Source organism: Parabacteroides merdae ATCC 43184, from assembly GCF_025151215.1.
Classification (GTDB): domain Bacteria; phylum Bacteroidota; class Bacteroidia; order Bacteroidales; family Tannerellaceae; genus Parabacteroides; species Parabacteroides merdae.
The window spans coordinates 2,380,930-2,398,619 of record NZ_CP102286.1 but is presented as its reverse complement, the minus strand read 5'-3'; the positions used below and the strand labels follow the sequence as shown (position 1 = coordinate 2,398,619).

Sequence of the window (17,690 nt, the reverse complement as noted above, 5' to 3'; positions counted from 1 at the left end):
AAATGTAAAGATGAGAACAACGTTGTATCTATTGATGGCCTGCCTGTTTTCGGCGTGCAACACCATTGAATATATTGGAATAGAAACTTATAATCCGGCCGAGATTACTTTCCCGAAGAATGTCGACAAGGTTTTGATTGTTAATAACGCCGTTCCCCAGCCCGACGATGTCGGCTATACCTATAATTTATATGGAACTGTGCAGGACACGGCCCGTGCCCATGCGGATAGTGCTTTGTATGATGCCTGCCATTCCTTAGGCAAATCGATTGTGGATGTCTCTTTCTTCAATGATGTTCTTCTCTATCATGATGGCACTCGTCAGGATACAAAATATTTGGTGGATGAAAAGTTGACACCCGAAACGGTGAAAGAATTGTGCCGGGAGACAGGGACGGATGCTGTTATTTCGCTCGATCGCCTGTTGTTCCGGATGGAAAAGGATGTTGTCGCTTTTGCCGAAGGCTTTGTCGTGGGAGGAGTCGATATCGAGATTACTGGGGTCGTCCGTGGTTATCTTCCCGGACGGGATAATCCGTTGGCTACTGTTTACGTGCAGGATAGTGTTTTCTGGTCTGAAAGTGCGGATAATATGGAGTTGTTGAAACTTTATTTACCGTCGCCGGATGAAGCTTTACGGGCTGCTGGGCAGTATATTGGTAGGAAGGTTACTCCGAACTTTGTTCCTCATTGGGATAATGAAAGCCGTTGGTTCTATAAAGGTGAAGGGGCGCGTTGGAAAGAAGCGACCGCCTATGCCTTGTCTGACAAATGGGAGGAAGCGGCTTCACGTTGGAAGCATGTGTATGAAAATTCTTCACGTTGGAAAGAGCGGGCAAAGGCTGCATCGAACTTGGCTTTGTTTTATGAAATGAAGACTCAGTTGAAGGATGCCTATGACTGGGCTGCTAAATCTTACGAGATTTTTAATAATAAAAAGGGCGAAGATTATAATTACACGAAAATGCAACGGCTGTATGTAGAGGCTCTTGGCAAGCGTATCCGTTCAGATCAGAAACTAAATAAGCAATTTGGAGAATAATAATCTTATATTCTCTGAATTATTATTACTTTTGGCAGACGTTTCGAATAAAGAATAAATAACTAAGATATGAGTGCAAATAATGCAAAGGTTCAGGCTGTCATAGAAACGACTTTCAATTCGGCCATCAATAAGCTTGCTGCGAATGAAGCTGGCAACTGTTACAGCGATTTATATGTGCAGGTAGATGCTGAAAGTGGTGAATTGCTTATTTATGATGAAGAGGATGTGCTGGTTGAGAAGACAATCATTTTCGATTGGGTGAATACGGCATGTGATGATGATCAATTTACTCAACAGGTTGCTGCAACTTTGAAAGCTGTGCTTGCCGTTCTGGTTACAAAAAAAGTTTTTGATAACCCTTGTTTTCTGAAACCGTTCTCGGTAAGCCTGACTGACGAGGATTTCTCTGTCATTGAGGAACTTCTGTTCTTGGACGATGAAAATCTTCGTTTGGATGATCCTCTTTTAAAAGATTTGGATGCAGATTTGGATGATTTTTTAGCAAAACTTCTTTCAGATGTCAAATAAACATATTATATTTGCGCCCGCATTCAGGAAGTAAATGTTGCCGAAATAGCTCAGCTGGTAGAGCAACGCATTCGTAATGCGTAGGTCGCCGGTTCAAGTCCGGCTTTCGGCTCACAAAATCAAGCAGTTATCTTTTTAGGTAACTGCTTTTTTTATGGTGTTTTCTGTGGTTTTCGTGGTTTGTTTAAACCGATGTTTAAACCAGCGTTTAAACCATGAGTACAACAGTCAATGTCGTATGTTACAAATCTAAAGTGTTGAAAAACAATGAATCACCTTTGATGATTCGTGTTTGTAAGGATCGAAAAATGAAATATCAAAGTCTTGGTATTTCCATATTGCCTAAATATTGGGACTTTAAAGCCAACAAACCAACTTCTAAATGTCCAAATAAGGAGTATATAGAAAGGTTAATAGCGGAGAAAGTAAAAGTCTATACAGATAAGGTTATAGAGTTCAAATCACAGGAAAAAGAATTTACTGCGACTTCTTTAATGGAGAAGGTGAACAAACCAGTAAAGCGTAAAACTGTGCAAGAGGTCTTTAACCAGTATATTCAAGAACTTGAATCAGCAAATCGTTTACGTTATGCGGATATGTATAAATGTACTATGCATTCTCTTATAAAATTCAACAAGCATTTGGATATTCCTTTTTCTGATATGGATACAATTTGGTTAAAGCGTTATGGACAGTCTTAAAGAGATCAGGTGTCAATACCTTTTTAATCTGTGAGGCTTTAGGGCGCAGTTCAGAGAGAGTAACCCAAGCTGTAAAAATGACTATTGATAAAATGTTTTCTGACATTTAAAATTCTCTATACATTATTGTATATATTCCTTATGATCCGAAACCTTTGGTTTTCTGCTACTTTGTTCGGAATCTGTCTGTTCTAAAAGAGTAACTGGTCCGGAACATGCCATAAACTATTTCGAAAGTCATAGTAAACTAATTCAAAACATACTGCATATTATTTATATGTAGTTACTATCTATCGCGAATATGTAGTAACTACTAGTTGATGATAGATAGTACTACGTATAAGCAACAGGTAGTAACTACCAATAGATACTTTACTATATGTTCTGATTTAGTTCTTGGGGTGTTTTGACTTAGTTGATGGCATGAAACGGGTTAGTTGGCTGCTTGCCTGAGAGAGGTTTCAGGTAGTGCCGGTAAGGTATCATGTATAACTTTGGCTGTTTACGTTTCTGATATTCTTTGTTTTTTCCTTCGAATCTTTACTATCTTTGCAGGCAATTTATCTTACACAGACAAAATAAATGAATGAGACCATATTAAACGGTTTATTAAATCTATTTGCTATTTTCGCTTCCTCCGTGCGGATTGAAAGGGAGCAGGCAAGTCGTGCCGTTCATTCTTATCTCTCCAGCCACTTCGGGGTACGTTCCCATAAAGAGTATATTGAACTTTACAACGCATTGCGCGATATGTATGACGATTCGCTCTTTGTACTGGACAAAGAGCAGATTGTTCGGAATATATGCGAACAGATGAAAGTAAAGTTGAGAGCCGAAGAACAATTGCTTTTGCTGATCCGTTTCGTGGAGTTTGCCTATACGAACAGTGAGGAGGCGGATCAACATCTGGCTCTGTTCCGCCTGGTAGCTGATATTTTTTCGATCCCTCAGGAAGAATTTGACGATGCGCTTGCCTTTATCACAGGGCAAACTTCTTTGTCTTTGCTGACGATCAGCGGAGAGGAGGAGGCGGAGGTCAACCATATCACGCGGAAAGGGATGGAAGGGTTCATCCGTGTGCTCTATATCCGTCGCTTCGATAAGCATATTTTCACCTATCATGGGAACGGGCAGGTATTTATGAATGATATTCCGCTTTCGTCGGATATGTTTTATGCCTGGCAACATAGCAGTGTGCTGAAAGGGCCTTTGTTCCTGCCGGTCTATTACAGTAACCTGCTTGCTGTTTTTAATAAAAACGAACACAAGGAGGTCATTCATCTGGCCGGACGTGATATTGATTTTACATTTAAGAACAGCCATAACGGGTTGCATAACTTCTCTTTCAATCTCGAATCCGGACAGCTTGTTGCCATTATGGGCGGGAGCGGGGTCGGGAAGTCGACATTGTTGGGAATCATGAACGGTAATATTCGTCCCGATAAGGGAATGATCACCGTGAATGGCCATCCGCTCGACTCTCCGGATGCACGCCAATTGATCGGTTTTGTTCCGCAGGATGATTTGCTGATAGAGGAGTTGACCGTTTATCAGAACCTTTTGTATACGGCACGACTCTGTTTCGCGCGTTTGACGGACGAGGAGATTGGGCAACGTGTGGAAAAGGTTTTGAAGGAGTTGGACTTGGAAGAGATAAAGGGGCTCGAAGTCGGTTCCCCTATTCGTAAGACGATTAGTGGAGGTCAGCGAAAGCGTTTGAATATCGCCCTCGAACTGATACGTGAGCCGGCTATCCTGTATCTTGACGAGCCGACATCGGGATTGTCGTCTTCCGATTCCGAAAAAGTAATCATGCTCCTGAAGGAACAGACTCACCGGGGTAAATTGGTGGTGGTGAACATACATCAGCCTTTGTCCGAAATCTATAAGTTGTTTGACTGCCTGTGGCTACTTGACCGAGGAGGCTATCCGATCTATGACGGGAACCCGATAGAGGCAATCACCTATTTCAAGCAGGCGGCCAAGTATACTGATCCGGATATCAGCGTGTGCAGTGTCTGTGGTAATGTGAATCCCGAATTGATTTTGAATATCATTGACTCTAAGAAGATCGACGACTCTGGAAACCAAACGAATATCCGAAAGTTCACACCGGAGGAATGGCATGCCGAATATCTTGCTTCCCGTCCCGCTTTTTCGCCTGTCGAGGAGGAAGCATTACCGAAGAACCAGCAGAAGAAACCTTCCTGGTTCAAACAATTCCTGATCTTCCTGGAAAGAAATATACGTACGAAGCTGACGAATAAGCAATATCTGACTATCACGTTATTGGAAGCCCCTTTGCTTGCGCTGATCGTCGCCCTTCTGACCCGCTATATGGACGGGGATGAATATACGTTGCTTGCCAACAAGAATTTCGTGTCTTATATCTTCATGTCAGTCATTGTTTCCACTTTTATGGGGTTGAGCATCAGTGCTGAGGAAATTATAAAGGACCGGACGATCCTGAAGCGCGAACATTTCCTCCGGTTGAGCCGGAGCAGCTATCTGACATCCAAGATGGTGTATCTATTGGCTGTGTCGGGGCTGCAATCGCTTTTGTTCATCGGGGTGGGGAATACCATTATCGGAGTGGGGAGCGAGATGTTCGGCACGTGGTGGAGCATCCTGTGGGCAACGTCGTTCCTGGCGAACCTGACTGGATTGATCCTTTCGCAGACGATGAGCTCGGTTGTCGCGATCTATATCACGATCCCGCTTCTGTTGATTCCCCAGATATTGCTTTGCGGCTTGGTCATCAAGTTTGACGATCTCAATACACGGGCTTCGGATGAGAACATCGTGCCGTTGATCGGCGAGGTGATCCCTTCGCGCTGGGCTTTTGAAGCGTTGATGGTGGAGCAGTTCTGCAACAACGCTTATAACCGTCCTTATTTCCCGATTGAGAAAGAAAAGTATCTGGCGCAATATTACGAGAACGTTCATTTACCGGAGGTACGCAGCTTGGTAGAACAGATTGCGCTAAAAGATGATCCCGATAAGCGGAAAACGGTCGAGAACGAGTTGGCCGTATTGAGCCGTGCAGCCCGTATCGCTCCCCGCATGGAGGGAGAGGGATATCTGGCATATCTGGACAAAGTGGATGCCGCTTTGCATGAACGGGCGCACAACTTCACTGCCTATCTCGATCAAATCCAGCAGGAACGCGGCCGGAAAGAAGGGACCGAGCAACTGATGAAGATGAAGAAAGCCCATCATAATATGGCAATAGAAGACCTGGTTATGGGGACTGGAGGACGTCATCTATATAAGGAAGCGAACCATCGTATCTACCCAGCGATCGGGCAAGTTTATGTGGAGCCTGACAACCGTTTCGGACGTGCCGCTTTCTACAGCCATGAAAAAAATTGGGCCGGATATCATATTTCTACTTATAAATTTAATTTATTGGTTATAGGTTTCTTTGCATTATTGTCGATTATCGCTATATTCGCAGAGTTTCCGGGACGTTTCTTGAAACGGAACGAATTTTAAGACTCGAAATAATAAATTATTAAATTATACAATATGAAAAAGAGTGTATTAAGCATGCTCGCCGTAGCAGCATTAGTGTTTGGAATGACTTCCTGCAACGGAGCCAAGAAAACAAGCGAAGAAGCCGAAAAGACTGAAGAAGCCGCTGTTATAGCAGGTAAGGCTCCGAAAGACCTGTTGACTGAGGAGTTGAAACAAGAGACAATTCAATTGTTGAAGGATATGCCGGATTCTGATATTCCTTATCGTCTTTCTACAGGTGAAGTAAAAGTAAATGTGGGTGATATCAAGTATATGATGCCGGTTGGCAAGGCTGCTGAATTGAGCACACCGACACAGAAAGCCCGTGCATTGGGTATGTATATGGCTGATTATAACGTATTGAAAGCGATCGGTAAGCCGACAGCCGAAGTGGAAGGCGTAATAGCCAAGTTGGCTACAGACCTGAATGTGTCGTTTGTTTTGGATATCCTGAAAGAACAGGCTCCGAAAGATGCAACTAAAGAACAATTGCAGGCTTTCTTGAACGCACAGGAAGACAAGATCATCGAAAAGATGGCTGCTGAAAACAAAGTAGATGCCGAAGTTGAAATGTTAGGTGCTGCTTCTGCCGAATATGCTTGTTTAATTGCCAATCCGACATTAGTTGTAGAAGGTGATGCTACTTCTGCCGGTCTTTCTACAAATATGGAAAAACGTGTCAGCATGTTGGAAGAGGTGGTTGCCGATTTGGCTGCTTACTATCCTGATTTGAAACAGTTAGGCGAAACGATTGCTCCGCTGAAAGAAAAGGTTGCTTCTATCCAGAGCGCTCGTGCTGCTAATGCCGAGATCATGGGGATCCGCGATGCTTTGCTGAAGTAAGCAAGATTTCTATACATAAAAAGATAAGTATCCCGGCTTCCTATTGGAGGCTGGGATATTTATTTTTTGGGGGAATCCATATTCATGAGTTGGCAACTCGTGCGTTTAATTTGGTCAATTCATTTTCGTCACCCTTTGTAACTGATCGAAAGCAATGTAATATCGTCTGATTGGACAGCACCGACGACAAATTCGCCAACCGTCTCGGTTATCTTTTCCACAACCTCTTTCGGGTTCTTTCCGGCAAGTGTCCGGCAGTTTTCGAGCAGCCGTTGTTCGCTGTATAGTTCATGCTTCGTATTCATCGCTTCTGTTACCCCGTCGGTATAGAGAAAGAGATTGTCGCCGGGTGACATCTTCAGTTCCTTTTCGTGATAACTGGCATCGTTGATCGCCCCCAATATCATGTCGCCAGTGGACGGTACTTTGGAAACGGAACCGTCTTTTTTCATCAGGATAGGCGGGTTGTGCCCTGCATTACTGTAGGTGACGGTGCCTGTATGGATATTCAGGATACCGTAGAATACGGTCACGAACATGTCGTTTACGCTTTCTTGGCAGAGAATGTTGTTGGAACGTTGCATACACATGGAAGCCGAGTTTTCGGTCAGTGCGATGGCACGTATCACAGTCCGGCTGATAGCCATGAAGATTGCGGCGGGAACACCTTTGCCCGACACATCGGCAATGACGAAGCCCAAGCGGTCCTGGTCGATGCGGAAGAAATCATAAAAATCCCCTCCTACATATTTGGCTGCGTTCATATAGGCATACAAGTCGAACGATTTCAACTCCGGAAACGGAGGGAATGTCTTGGGCAGGATTGTTTGCTGGATTTCCTGGGCGACATGCAGGTCGTTCTGGATGGATTCCAATTGTGTGTGTTCCCTTTGTGCCTGCTTGATGAAAGCGATCTGCTCGGCTGCCTTTTCAATGGTTCGTTCGAGGTCTTCGAGATTGATTGGCTTGGTCGTGAAGTCGAAGGCTCCCTGATTCATGGCACTACGAATATTCTCCATATCGCCGTAGGCCGATACCATAATGCATTTTAGCGCAGGGTTACGCATCTCGTTAATCTTTGTGAGTAACGTAAGTCCGTCCATTTCCGGCATGTTGATATCGCTCAGGATCACGTCGAAGTCCGGCATGGCAAGCAGCATTTGGAGTGCTTCCAGTCCGTTGTGGGCGAAATGGAATTCGTATTCACCTTTCTTTATTTTGCGCCGGAAATATTGAGTCAGCAATATTTCCAGGTCAAGTTCGTCGTCTACACTTAATATTTTTATAGCCATAGTAGCGTTGTTTCTCTGATTATTTAATCGGAATGGTGATTGTGAAACGGGTGAATTCGTTCGGCTCCGATTCCATCTCGATCGTTCCGTTATGTTTTTGTTCGATGATCGACTTGGTGATAGAGAGGCCGAGACCGGTTCCTTCTCCGACCGGTTTGGTGGTGAAGAACGGCGTATAAAGTTTCTCTTTGACCTCCTTCGTGATTCCCGGGCCGTTGTCTTCGATAACCAACCGTACCCGGTCGCTGTCTTTTGCCAGTCTTACCTTGATGGTCGGACTATAAGGATTTTCAGCGACACCTTTGGATTTGCTGAAGACAGCATAACAGGCGTTGTTCATCAGGTTGAGAACAGCGCGGCTGAAGTCCTGCGGGATTACTTTGACCAACGGGAGTGTATTGTCGTATTCTTCTATGATGGTAACATTGAAGCTCTTGTTATTGGCGCGGACAGCATGGTAGGAAAGCCATACATATTCTTTTGTCAGCTGGCAGAGGTCGGTCGCTATATATTCATCGTCTTTGCCGCGGGAATAGAGCAGGATGCCTCGGACGATACTTGATGCCCGGTTGCCGTTTTCCTCGATCTTGCACATGTTGCTTTTGAGGTCGTCCATGATTTCCCTAATCTCCTCGTCCACCTCGGCAGAGAGCTTGCTTTCCAGTTCGTCCAATACGTCTTCCATATCTTGCAGCAACTTACATGATAGTTTGCTGAAGTTGATCACGAAGTTGAGCGGGTTCTGTATCTCATGTGCGATACCTGCGCTCAACAGTCCGAGTGAAGCCATCTTTTCCTGTTGGCTGATCTGTTTTCTCAGACGTTCTAACTCTTTCATACTGTCCTCATTCATTGTTGTTGCTTTTTTGATAAATAGGAATCGTAATCATAAACTCGGTAAAGTTATCCTTTTCACTTTTTACGATGATGGACCCTTGGTGGTTCAGGATGACTTCACGACAGAGGTACAAACCGACACCCGCAGCCTCGGCAGTGGGCTTCGTGGTGAAGAACGGTTCGAATATCTTGGCTTTGATGTTGTCCTCGATGCCGATGCCGTTATCGCGGATGCTGAGAAAAATTGTCCCGTTCAGTCTCTTTTCTACGTGTATGTTGATGATTGGCGTGAAGTCCTTTTTCTGTAACTTTTTCAGCAATGCGTAAAGGCTGTTCTTGAGTAGGTTGAGCATCACTTTGTTCATCTGCTCAATGTTGATCTCTGCGGTCGTGGGTTCTGCCGGACAGTCGAGTTCTATCTGTATCTGCTTATTCTCAATGTCTTCTTTGAACTGCTTGCGGATCACGTCTACGTTCACTTTGCAGAGGTTGCAGATGTCCGTTGGAGTGACGTCGCCGTGACGGTCTTTTAACAATTCTTCCATTGCTTTGACGATCCGGACAGTGTTGCAGCCGTGTTCGTTTATCTTCTGCAAGTTGCTGTTGATCATATCGAGAATCTCGATGCTGTCGGCGTAGTTCTCTTTTGACATGATCGCCTGCTGGTCCGTAATGTTTTCTTTCAAGTCTTTGATCAGATTGGCGGAAAGGCCGGCAAAGTTGTTGATGTAGTTGATCGGGTTCAGGATGCGGTCGACCAACCCTTGCGTCAATTGTCCGACAGTAGCCAGTTTTTCCTTGCGGACCAGTTCGTCCTGTGCTTTCGCCAGAGCGTCGAGGGCGTCGGATAGTTTCTTGGATTCATTCAGCACTTGGTCGCGCTGGATACGGAGTTCGATTGTTCGCTCTTCTACCACTTTGGCGAGATACTCTTTCTGTTTCAGTTGTTTGCGCAGTTTCGATTTGTAGATATACAGGATGATTTGAATAACGATCAGGCAGGTGATCCATCCTCCCCAGTCGTAATACATCGACAGGATAATCAAGATCCAGTCGGCCAATACGAGCTTCTCTATGATTTGCAGCTTTACTTTGAGCGCTGCTATATCTCTAATGTCGAAGTCTGCCATATCAACAAATGTCTTTTGCCATTGTGAGTATATTTTTCCCGGCTGAACGACTATAGCTGACTTCCGTCATCAGTTGCTTGACCAGATAAATTCCGAGGCCGCCTGTCGGGCGTTCTTCCAATGAGAGAGTAAGGTCCGGCTCCTGTCTTTCGAGAGGGTTGAAACTGATGCCGGTATCGGTTATGACGATTGTCAGCCGTTTGTTCTCGTAGCTCATGTCGATACGGATGTCCTGGTCTTTTTTGTCGGGATAGGCATACTGGATGACGTTGGTCACGGCTTCTTCGAGTGCCAGTTTGATTTGCATCGACTGTAGTTCTCCCAGTTCATAAGTACCGGCTTGCTGGTCCAGAAACGCGTATAGACGGGTTAGCTGTTTCAGCTCATTCTTTATATGTAGCGTATTTGTCATCTGCCGGAATAAAGATACTTGTTATTCGATCGTGAGGATGTGAGAGAATCCGGTGATATTCAGGATTTCCATAATCTCATTCTGAATATTCTTCAGCCGGAAAGAGCCTCCTTTGTTCTTCATCCCTTTTTGCAGTGTAAGGAGCAGGCGGAGTCCGGCACTGCTGATGTAGGTCAGTTCCGCACCGTCGAGCACTACCGTTTGCGCTTCCCCCTGCAGGATGGGAGCGATCTCTTTTTCAAGATCGACGGAGGTTAACGTATCCAATTGTCCGGAAAGATTGATGACTGTTTCTTTCCCGTTTTCTATTGTTATCTTCATAATCTGTTCCTATTCTGATTTTTCGTTCAAGCAAAAGTATAGATAATCCATTACGTGAGCAAGTTATTGTATAAAAAAGGTTGTGCCTGTATTTGACACAACCCCTTTTGGTTTAAATCTTCGGTAACTCCCAAGGTGTCCTGTATTCCTTGCATAAATATTTGTCTGCTTCTGCGTCATGGAAACTCTTTCCGTCCCAAGTCAGTTTCTTGCCGGTACGGTAGGCGATGTTGCCTAATTGGGAGAACTTGGCGATATGGGCGCCGATTTCGATACTGGCATTACAGTTGCGGTTGCGCGATTTGATACATTCCAGATGGTTCTTGACATGCAGGTTCAAACCGCCTTCACCATATGCTTTCTTCAATGGAACCGCTTCCATGCGGGCTTTGCCGCTTACCTTTTCGGGGATTACTTCCCAGCCACTGCGATCGACAACCAGTGTTCCGTTTTCTCCGACAAATCCCAGGCCGTGATTGCGCCCGTAAGCTCCGTCGTCGATACCGATTGCATGATCCCACATGACGGTGAAGTCATCGAATGTATAAATTGTTTGAAGCAAGTCCGGTGTTTCGCAGGCGTCATCCGGATATCCGAATTTGCCTCCCGAAGCCATGATAGAGTTGGGGGCTGTAACGTTCATTCCATATAGTGCATAGTCGAGTAGATGCACACCCCAATCAGTCATCAGTCCGCCGGCATAATCCCAAAACCAGCGGAAGGTGAAATGGAAACGGTTACGGTTGAACGGACGTTTGGGAGCCGGACCCAGCCACATGTCATAGTCGATTCCTGCGGGAACGGGTTCGTCCGGTTTGACCGGGATGGAAGGACACCAACCTTGATACGAGAACACGCGGACGGTACGTATCTTGCCTAATTGCCCGCTGTGTACGAATGCCATGGCATCCTGCCAGTGCGGATCACTGCGTTGCCATTGTCCTACCTGTACAACCCGGTTGTATTTCTCGGCGGCGCGAACCATAATGTTACATTCTTCAATGCTGTTGCCTAACGGCTTTTCGCAATAAACATCCTTACCGGCTTCACAGGCGGCTACCATCTGCAGGCAGTGCCAATGGTCGGGTGTACCGACAATGACAACGTCGATATCTTTGTTATCGATCAGTTTCCGCCAGTCTTTATATAGGTTTTTAACTTTCTTGCCTGTGATTTTTTGAGTTTCAGCCGCGCGACTGTTGAGAACTTCGTCGTCGATGTCGCATAATGCGATACACTCGACTTCCGGATTCCGGAGGAAGGCTTGTAGGTCTGAAAATCCCATTCCTTTACAGCCAATTAGTCCGACGCGTATTTTGTCGTTCGCTCCTACACTTCCAGGAGTCGCGTTGATAAAGAATGGACTCATGGAAAGTCCGGCTCCTAATAAGGTCGCTTGCCGGATAAAATCTCTGCGTGTTGTCATGGTCTTATGAATTAGATATTATAAGTTGTTGAGCCAAATGTATAAATAATAGGTGAGCGATACAATAAAAACTGTGATAAAAATATAAATACGGTGGCTTTTTGGGAAAAGGAGCGTATTTTTGTATCCGGTTTGCTTTTTAAGGAAAACCTATTATTTGTAAAACAGACATAAGATGATTAGAGTAACTTATTTTATTGTATGCCTTTTGCTGGGAATTACGCTGGTTTCGTGTATTCGTGACGAAGCGTTGAATGCAGAAGCGGATATATTGACTTGTACAGTGCCGGGAGATATCTTGAAACGTGATCCAATTATAGAAAATAATAAGGTAGTATTGATGGTAACGGCCGATGCCGATTTGACACATCAGGCACCTGAATTTACATTGACTCCCGGTGCAACCATTTCTCCGGCCAGCGGGACCGAACGTGACTTTACGACTCCGCAATTTTATACGGTAACTTCTGAAGATGGAAATTGGAAGAAAGAATATCAAGTTACTTATATTATTGCCGGAATTAGCTCGGAATATCATTTTGAGAATGTAAAGGATTACAAGAGTTCGCTTTTGAAATATGTTTATAATATTTTCTATGAGAATGATTCTGAGGGAAAATGGGTAATGGATTGGGCCAGTGGAAATACCGGTTTTGCTTTGACTGGTGCAGGTACGGAAGATCCGGCATCATTTCCGACTTCTTCTTATGCGGAAGGAAAAATGGGCAAATGCGTAAAGTTGGAAACAAAGTCGACAGGGGATTTCGGTTCGAAGTTGGGTATGCCTATTGCTGCCGGTAATCTTTTTATGGGTACGTTTAGTGTAGGGAACGCATTGACCGACCCATTGAAAGCAACAATGTTCGGAGTTCCGTTCGAGCATATACCGACCTACTTGAAGGGGTATTATAAGTATAAGGCAGGTGAAGTTTATAAAGATGAGAATGGAAATATTGTAAAAGATAAAAAGGATACGTGGGATATTTATGCAATCTTTTACGAGACAGATGAAAAGACAAAAACATTGGATGCAACGAACCGTTTTGATCATCCTAATTTGATATCCATAGCTCGCATTGATGAGAAAGACCGGAAGGAAACGGATGAGTGGACGGAGTTTTATTTGCCATTTGTGACAAAGACTGGAAAAACTGTAGATAAAGATAAACTGAAAGCTGGTAAATATAATGTGGCTATTGTCTTTTCTTCCAGTATTGAAGGGGATTATTTCAGAGGTGCTGTCGGCAGTACATTGCATATCGATGAAGTGGAACTGATTCATGCAGCAGATTAAAAAAGATTATTGTGATGAGAAAGAATATTGTATCAATTTGTGTACTGGCCTTGTTGCTGGTAACGTTTTCGGTTTTTGGACAAGAAGACCGGAATAAGGGAATTATCAATTCTGCATTGATCGGTTTGGAGTATGAGGTAAAAGCCGGCTTTAACATAGGGGGAACGGCTCCGATACCATTGCCCGTTGAGATTCGTGATATAACGGGGTATAATCCTACTATGGCTGTTGCGATAGAGGGGAATGTGACAAAGTGGTTCGATCAAGAAAAAAAATGGGGAATGAGAATCGGTATTCGTTTGGATAGTAAAGGGATGAAAACGAATGCCAATGTGAAAAATTATGGAATGGAAATCATCGGTGAAGGGGGTGAACGCATAAAAGGAAATTGGACTGGATATGTGAAGACTAATGTAAAGAATACATATCTGTCTTTTCCGGTTTTGGCTACTCATCAGTTTAATCGTCGCTTCAGTATGAATCTGGGACCGTATTTTGCCTATATGTTGGAGGGTGATTTTTCCGGAAACGTGTATGATGGTTATTTGCGCGAAGGTGATCCTACCGGTAATAAGGTCGTTTTTGCCGATGGAAAAAATGCCCCTTATGACTTCTCGAAAAACCTTCGCCGCTTCCAATGGGGTGCGCAGTTAGGTGCCGAATGGCGTGCTTTTAAGCATTTGAATGTCTATGCAGACCTGACTTGGGGATTGAATGATATCTTTCAGAAAGATTTCGATACAATTACTTTCGCCATGTATCCGATTTACCTGAACGTCGGTTTCGGCTACGCTTTCTGATACAAACGTATTTTGATATATCGTTATGGCTTTCCTGATTCATAATTATGAAATGGAAAGCCATAATTTTTTTAATAAACGACATCTTTTCTATAGGGCAATCACACCAAAAGAACCCTTTTTTCTACCTTCTTTCCTCTATTGTCATTTTGATACCTTAATCAGGAAATTTGCTATTAAATAGAATGTTAAAAAATATTACCCGCAAGAATGATTTCCAAAAGAGGCCCTATTCATTCAAATTCGATGGGATAGATGTGTTGTTTTGATATTTAATACCTATATTTGTCCGAATAATTTTTTAGTCCAATATATTTTGAATTACCATGAAAGAAAACACTAAGAAGGGTGTAACCCGTCGAGAGTTTCTCGGCCTTTCCGCTCTTGGATTGGCAAGTTTGACTATCCTGCCCAGCTGGGCTGTAAATGGGGTGCGTATCGCACCGAGTGATCGTGTCGTTTTAGGGTTTGTCGGATTAGGGCAACAAGGTTTATCCGATTTTAAGAGTTTCTCTACTTGTCCTGGGGTGCAGGTCGCTGCCTGTTGTGACGTGGATTCCTTGAAACGTGAACGTTTCAAACGTCGTGTCGAGGCTTGGCAGAAGTCTCTGAATGTAGCTCCCCGTTGCGATATGTATGAATTTTATGAAGATGTGCTGGACCGTAAGGATATCGACGTGATTGAAGTGGCAACACCTGACCACTGGCATGCATTGGTTGCTATCCATGCTTGTCAGAGCGGTAAGGATGTTTATTGTCAGAAGCCGTTGGCTTATACGATTACGGAAGGTCTGGCTGTTGCTCGTGCCGTACGCGATAATAATCGGGTTTTCCAGATCGGTAGCCAGCAGCGTTCGAGTAAGGAGTTTCAGGATGCGATTGCGTTGGTTCGTGCCGGTAAGATCGGTCATATCGAAAAGATATACGCCCGTGTCGGCGAACCCCCCAAGCCATTGGACTTGCCGGAAATGGATGTCCCCGGTAATCTGAATTTCAATCAGTGGATGGGACCGTTGAACGATCCGAAGATTCATTATCATCCTGATCTTTGTCCTCCTATCTCTCTTGAACCCGAACAGAACGAGAAGTTGTGGGGGGCATGGCGCTGGTATCAGGAAACCGGAAACGGATATACAGCCGATTGGGGGGCTCATATGTTCGATATTGCACAGGCGGCCATCGGTATGGACGGCTCCGGTCCAGTAGAGTTTATCCCGAAAGGATATGAAGGCACAGAATATGCGACGATGAAATATGCTAATGGTATCGTGATGACCGAACAACCTTATCGTGAAGATAATGCCAACGCGCAAGGTATCAAGTTTATCGGCGATAAGGGGTGGTTGAAAGTCGCTCGCGGTTATATCGAATGTTCCGATCCTTCCTTGTTGCCGAAAGAGGAAAAGAAAGTCGGGAAGGGAGAATATGAAGTAAGCTCTCCGCATATGCAGAACTTTATCGATTGCGTTCGTTCACGCCGGAATCCGATTGCTCCGGTTGAAGTCGGTTGTAGTACGAATACGCTTTGCTGCTTGCAAAACATTGCCCGTGAACTGGGACGTCCTGTTCATTGGGATCCGGCAACGTTGAGCTTTAATGGCGATAGGGAAGCCGAATCACATCGTTTGTACTGGTACGAATACAGAAATCCGTACAAATTGCCGTATTATGACAAATAAGAAAGGTAAGAGGTAAAGGAAAGTCCCGGAATAAAGTTTCGGGACTTTTTTATATATTTTTTAGTCCGGATAGTGATTATTCCGTTCGCTCTGTTTAATTTTGCCAAATCCAGACAAAAAACATAATGTATCATGAAAACTAATCAACTATTTCTTTTGACAGGTTTGGTAGCCGTAACTCTTCCTGCCTGTGTCCAAAAGGACAAAAAAGGGGTGTCGGAGAAGCCTATGAATATTCTCTATATCATGTGCGATGATCATTCTTATCAGACAATTAGTGCTTACGATCATCGTTTTATCGAAACTCCGAATATCGACCGGATTGCTAATGAAGGCGTACGGTTTACGAACAGTTTCGTCGCCAACTCTTTAAGTGGTCCCAGTCGTGCCTGTTTGCTGACGGGCAAGCATAGCCATAAGAATGGCTTTACCGACAATACGAAACGTTTTGACGGCAGCCAGCAGACATTCCCGAAGTTGTTGCAACAAGCCGGCTATCAGACTGCAGTTGTAGGGAAGTGGCATTTGACTTCCGATCCTACCGGTTTCGATTACTGGAATATCTTGATCGGACAGGGGGATTATTATAATCCGTACTTTATCGATAACGGAGAGAAAAAGCAGATCGAAGGCTATGCTACGAACATCACGACGGATTTAGCTTTGGACTGGCTGGATAACAAACGTGATAAGAATAAACCTTTCTGTCTCTTGCTCCACCACAAAGCGCCCCATCGTACCTGGATGCCGGATACTTGTGATTTGGATTTGTATGAAGATGTCGTTTACCCGGTTCCCGAAACATTTTATGACAAATATGAAGGGCGTATTGCCGCATCCGAACAGGAAATGAATATTATCAAGGATATGGATCTCGTCTATGACTTGAAGATGGCAGATAAGGAAAATGAGATTCATACGACTACCGGCCTTGAAGAAAATGGCCGTAATTTATATAACCGGATGACTCCGGCTCAAAAGGCAGCTTGGGACAAACATTATGATCCTATTATTAAGAAATTCAAGGAACAGAAGTTGACGGGGAAGGCGTTGGCTGAATGGAAATACCAACAGTACATGCACGATTATATGCGTGTGATCCATTCCGTAGACCGTAATGTAGGGCGTGTGTTGGATTATATGGAGAAAAGCGGTTTATTGGAAAATACTATTATCGTTTATACTTCCGACCAGGGATTCTATATGGGTGAACATGGCTGGTTCGACAAACGTTTCATGTATGAAGAATCTTTCCGTACACCGATGTTGGTTCGTTTTCCCGGCGGTGTTAAAGGCGACATCCCCGAAATGGTCCAGAATATCGACCATGCAGCGACTTTCCTTCAAGTGGCGGGCGTCCCTGTTCCCGAAGATATCCAGGGTGATTCTTATTTGCCTTTGTTGAAAGGTGAAAAGCCGAAAGATTGGCGTACTTCTTTATATTATCATTTTTACGAGTATCCGGCGGAACACGCAGTAAAACGTCATTATGGTGTTCGTACCGACCGCTATAAATTAATCCATTTCTATAATGATATCGATGTGTGGGAACTTTATGATCTGCAAAACGATCCGATGGAAATGCATAATATCTATAATGAACCGGGCAATGAAGCCTTGATCGACAGTCTGAAAACCGAACTGAATAAATTGCAGGAACAGTACGACGATCCGATTGAAACGGAGTTGGCAACTGCGAAGAAATAAGATAGAAATAACAAAAAAGGCATTCAGAAATGAATGCCTTTTTTGTTATTTACCATAAGGTTGTGGAGCATATCGGACTCGAACCGATCACCTTCAGACTGCCAGTCTGACGCTCTAGCCAGATGAGCTAATGCCCCGTATGACTTATTTTCAAGCGCA

15 protein-coding genes and 2 tRNA genes are annotated in these 17,690 nt (G+C 44.2%); 10 read left to right on the top strand and 7 right to left on the bottom strand.

What is annotated here, in order from left to right; translation table 11 throughout:
- Nucleotides 1–10: 10 nt before the first annotated feature.
- The 6 genes from NQ542_RS09945 to NQ542_RS09920 all read left to right on the top strand — a co-directional run bounded on the left by NQ542_RS09945 (nucleotide 11) and on the right by NQ542_RS09920 (nucleotide 6,633).
- Nucleotides 11–1,042 carry a DUF6340 family protein gene (locus NQ542_RS09945; protein ID WP_005650872.1) on the top strand — a complete coding sequence of 344 codons (1,032 nt, stop codon included), beginning with the start codon at nucleotides 11–13 and terminating at the stop codon, nucleotides 1,040–1,042.
- Between the two features lie 69 nt (nucleotides 1,043–1,111).
- Nucleotides 1,112–1,573: a hypothetical protein gene (locus NQ542_RS09940; RefSeq protein WP_005640660.1), complete on the top strand. Its 462-nt coding sequence runs from the start codon at nucleotides 1,112–1,114 to the stop codon at nucleotides 1,571–1,573.
- 39 nt (nucleotides 1,574–1,612) lie between these two features.
- Nucleotides 1,613–1,685, top strand: a tRNA-Thr gene (locus tag NQ542_RS09935).
- A gap of 103 nt (nucleotides 1,686–1,788) precedes the next feature.
- Nucleotides 1,789–2,274 carry a phage integrase SAM-like domain-containing protein gene (locus NQ542_RS09930; protein ID WP_005640662.1) on the top strand — a complete coding sequence of 162 codons (486 nt, stop codon included), beginning with the start codon at nucleotides 1,789–1,791 and terminating at the stop codon, nucleotides 2,272–2,274.
- Nucleotides 2,275–2,856: 582 nt separating this feature from the next.
- The gene (locus tag NQ542_RS09925; protein WP_005640667.1) at nucleotides 2,857–5,769 is read left to right on the top strand and encodes an ATP-binding cassette domain-containing protein; all 2,913 of its coding nucleotides are present in this window, start codon (nucleotides 2,857–2,859) and stop codon (nucleotides 5,767–5,769) included.
- Nucleotides 5,770–5,802: 33 nt separating this feature from the next.
- The gene (locus NQ542_RS09920; RefSeq protein WP_005640669.1) at nucleotides 5,803–6,633 is read left to right on the top strand and encodes a hypothetical protein; all 831 of its coding nucleotides are present in this window, start codon (nucleotides 5,803–5,805) and stop codon (nucleotides 6,631–6,633) included.
- 128 nt (nucleotides 6,634–6,761) lie between these two features.
- On the opposite strand, the gene NQ542_RS09915 is transcribed toward NQ542_RS09920, so the two are convergent.
- From NQ542_RS09915 to NQ542_RS09890, 6 genes are all read right to left on the bottom strand, one after another.
- A complete protein-coding gene (locus NQ542_RS09915; protein ID WP_005640671.1) occupies nucleotides 6,762–7,925 on the bottom strand; it encodes a PP2C family protein-serine/threonine phosphatase in 1,164 nt (387 codons plus the stop codon).
- A 19-nt stretch (nucleotides 7,926–7,944) separates the two neighbouring features.
- Nucleotides 7,945–8,778, bottom strand: coding sequence for a sensor histidine kinase (locus NQ542_RS09910; RefSeq protein WP_005640673.1), 834 nt, complete (start codon nucleotides 8,776–8,778; stop codon nucleotides 7,945–7,947).
- Nucleotides 8,771–9,892 carry a sensor histidine kinase gene (locus NQ542_RS09905; protein ID WP_005640675.1) on the bottom strand — a complete coding sequence of 374 codons (1,122 nt, stop codon included), beginning with the start codon at nucleotides 9,890–9,892 and terminating at the stop codon, nucleotides 8,771–8,773. The genes NQ542_RS09910 and NQ542_RS09905 overlap by 8 nt, the downstream gene beginning before the upstream one ends.
- A gap of 1 nt (nucleotide 9,893) precedes the next feature.
- Complete coding sequence (locus tag NQ542_RS09900; protein WP_005640677.1) at nucleotides 9,894–10,304, bottom strand: ATP-binding protein; 411 nt, start codon at nucleotides 10,302–10,304, stop codon at nucleotides 9,894–9,896.
- A 21-nt stretch (nucleotides 10,305–10,325) separates the two neighbouring features.
- Entirely contained in the window at nucleotides 10,326–10,625 is a 300-nt protein-coding gene (locus tag NQ542_RS09895) for an STAS domain-containing protein (RefSeq protein WP_005640679.1), read from the bottom strand.
- A gap of 112 nt (nucleotides 10,626–10,737) precedes the next feature.
- Nucleotides 10,738–12,051, bottom strand: a complete 1,314-nt coding sequence (locus NQ542_RS09890; RefSeq protein ID WP_005640681.1) for a Gfo/Idh/MocA family protein — start codon at nucleotides 12,049–12,051, stop codon at nucleotides 10,738–10,740.
- Nucleotides 12,052–12,226: 175 nt separating this feature from the next.
- On the opposite strand from NQ542_RS09890, the gene NQ542_RS09885 reads away from it, so the two are divergent.
- From NQ542_RS09885 to NQ542_RS09870, 4 genes are all read left to right on the top strand, one after another.
- Nucleotides 12,227–13,345 carry a PCMD domain-containing protein gene (locus NQ542_RS09885; protein WP_005640683.1) on the top strand — a complete coding sequence of 373 codons (1,119 nt, stop codon included), beginning with the start codon at nucleotides 12,227–12,229 and terminating at the stop codon, nucleotides 13,343–13,345.
- A 14-nt stretch (nucleotides 13,346–13,359) separates the two neighbouring features.
- A complete protein-coding gene (locus NQ542_RS09880) occupies nucleotides 13,360–14,145 on the top strand; it encodes a porin family protein (RefSeq protein WP_005640685.1) in 786 nt (261 codons plus the stop codon).
- A gap of 326 nt (nucleotides 14,146–14,471) precedes the next feature.
- Complete coding sequence (locus tag NQ542_RS09875; protein ID WP_005640686.1) at nucleotides 14,472–15,824, top strand: Gfo/Idh/MocA family protein; 1,353 nt, start codon at nucleotides 14,472–14,474, stop codon at nucleotides 15,822–15,824.
- Nucleotides 15,825–15,956: 132 nt separating this feature from the next.
- Entirely contained in the window at nucleotides 15,957–17,531 is a 1,575-nt protein-coding gene (locus NQ542_RS09870; protein WP_005640688.1) for a sulfatase family protein, read from the top strand.
- Between the two features lie 63 nt (nucleotides 17,532–17,594).
- Here the strand turns inward: NQ542_RS09870 and NQ542_RS09865 are convergent.
- A tRNA-Ala gene (locus NQ542_RS09865) sits at nucleotides 17,595–17,668 on the bottom strand.
- Nucleotides 17,669–17,690: the final 22 nt, after the last annotated feature.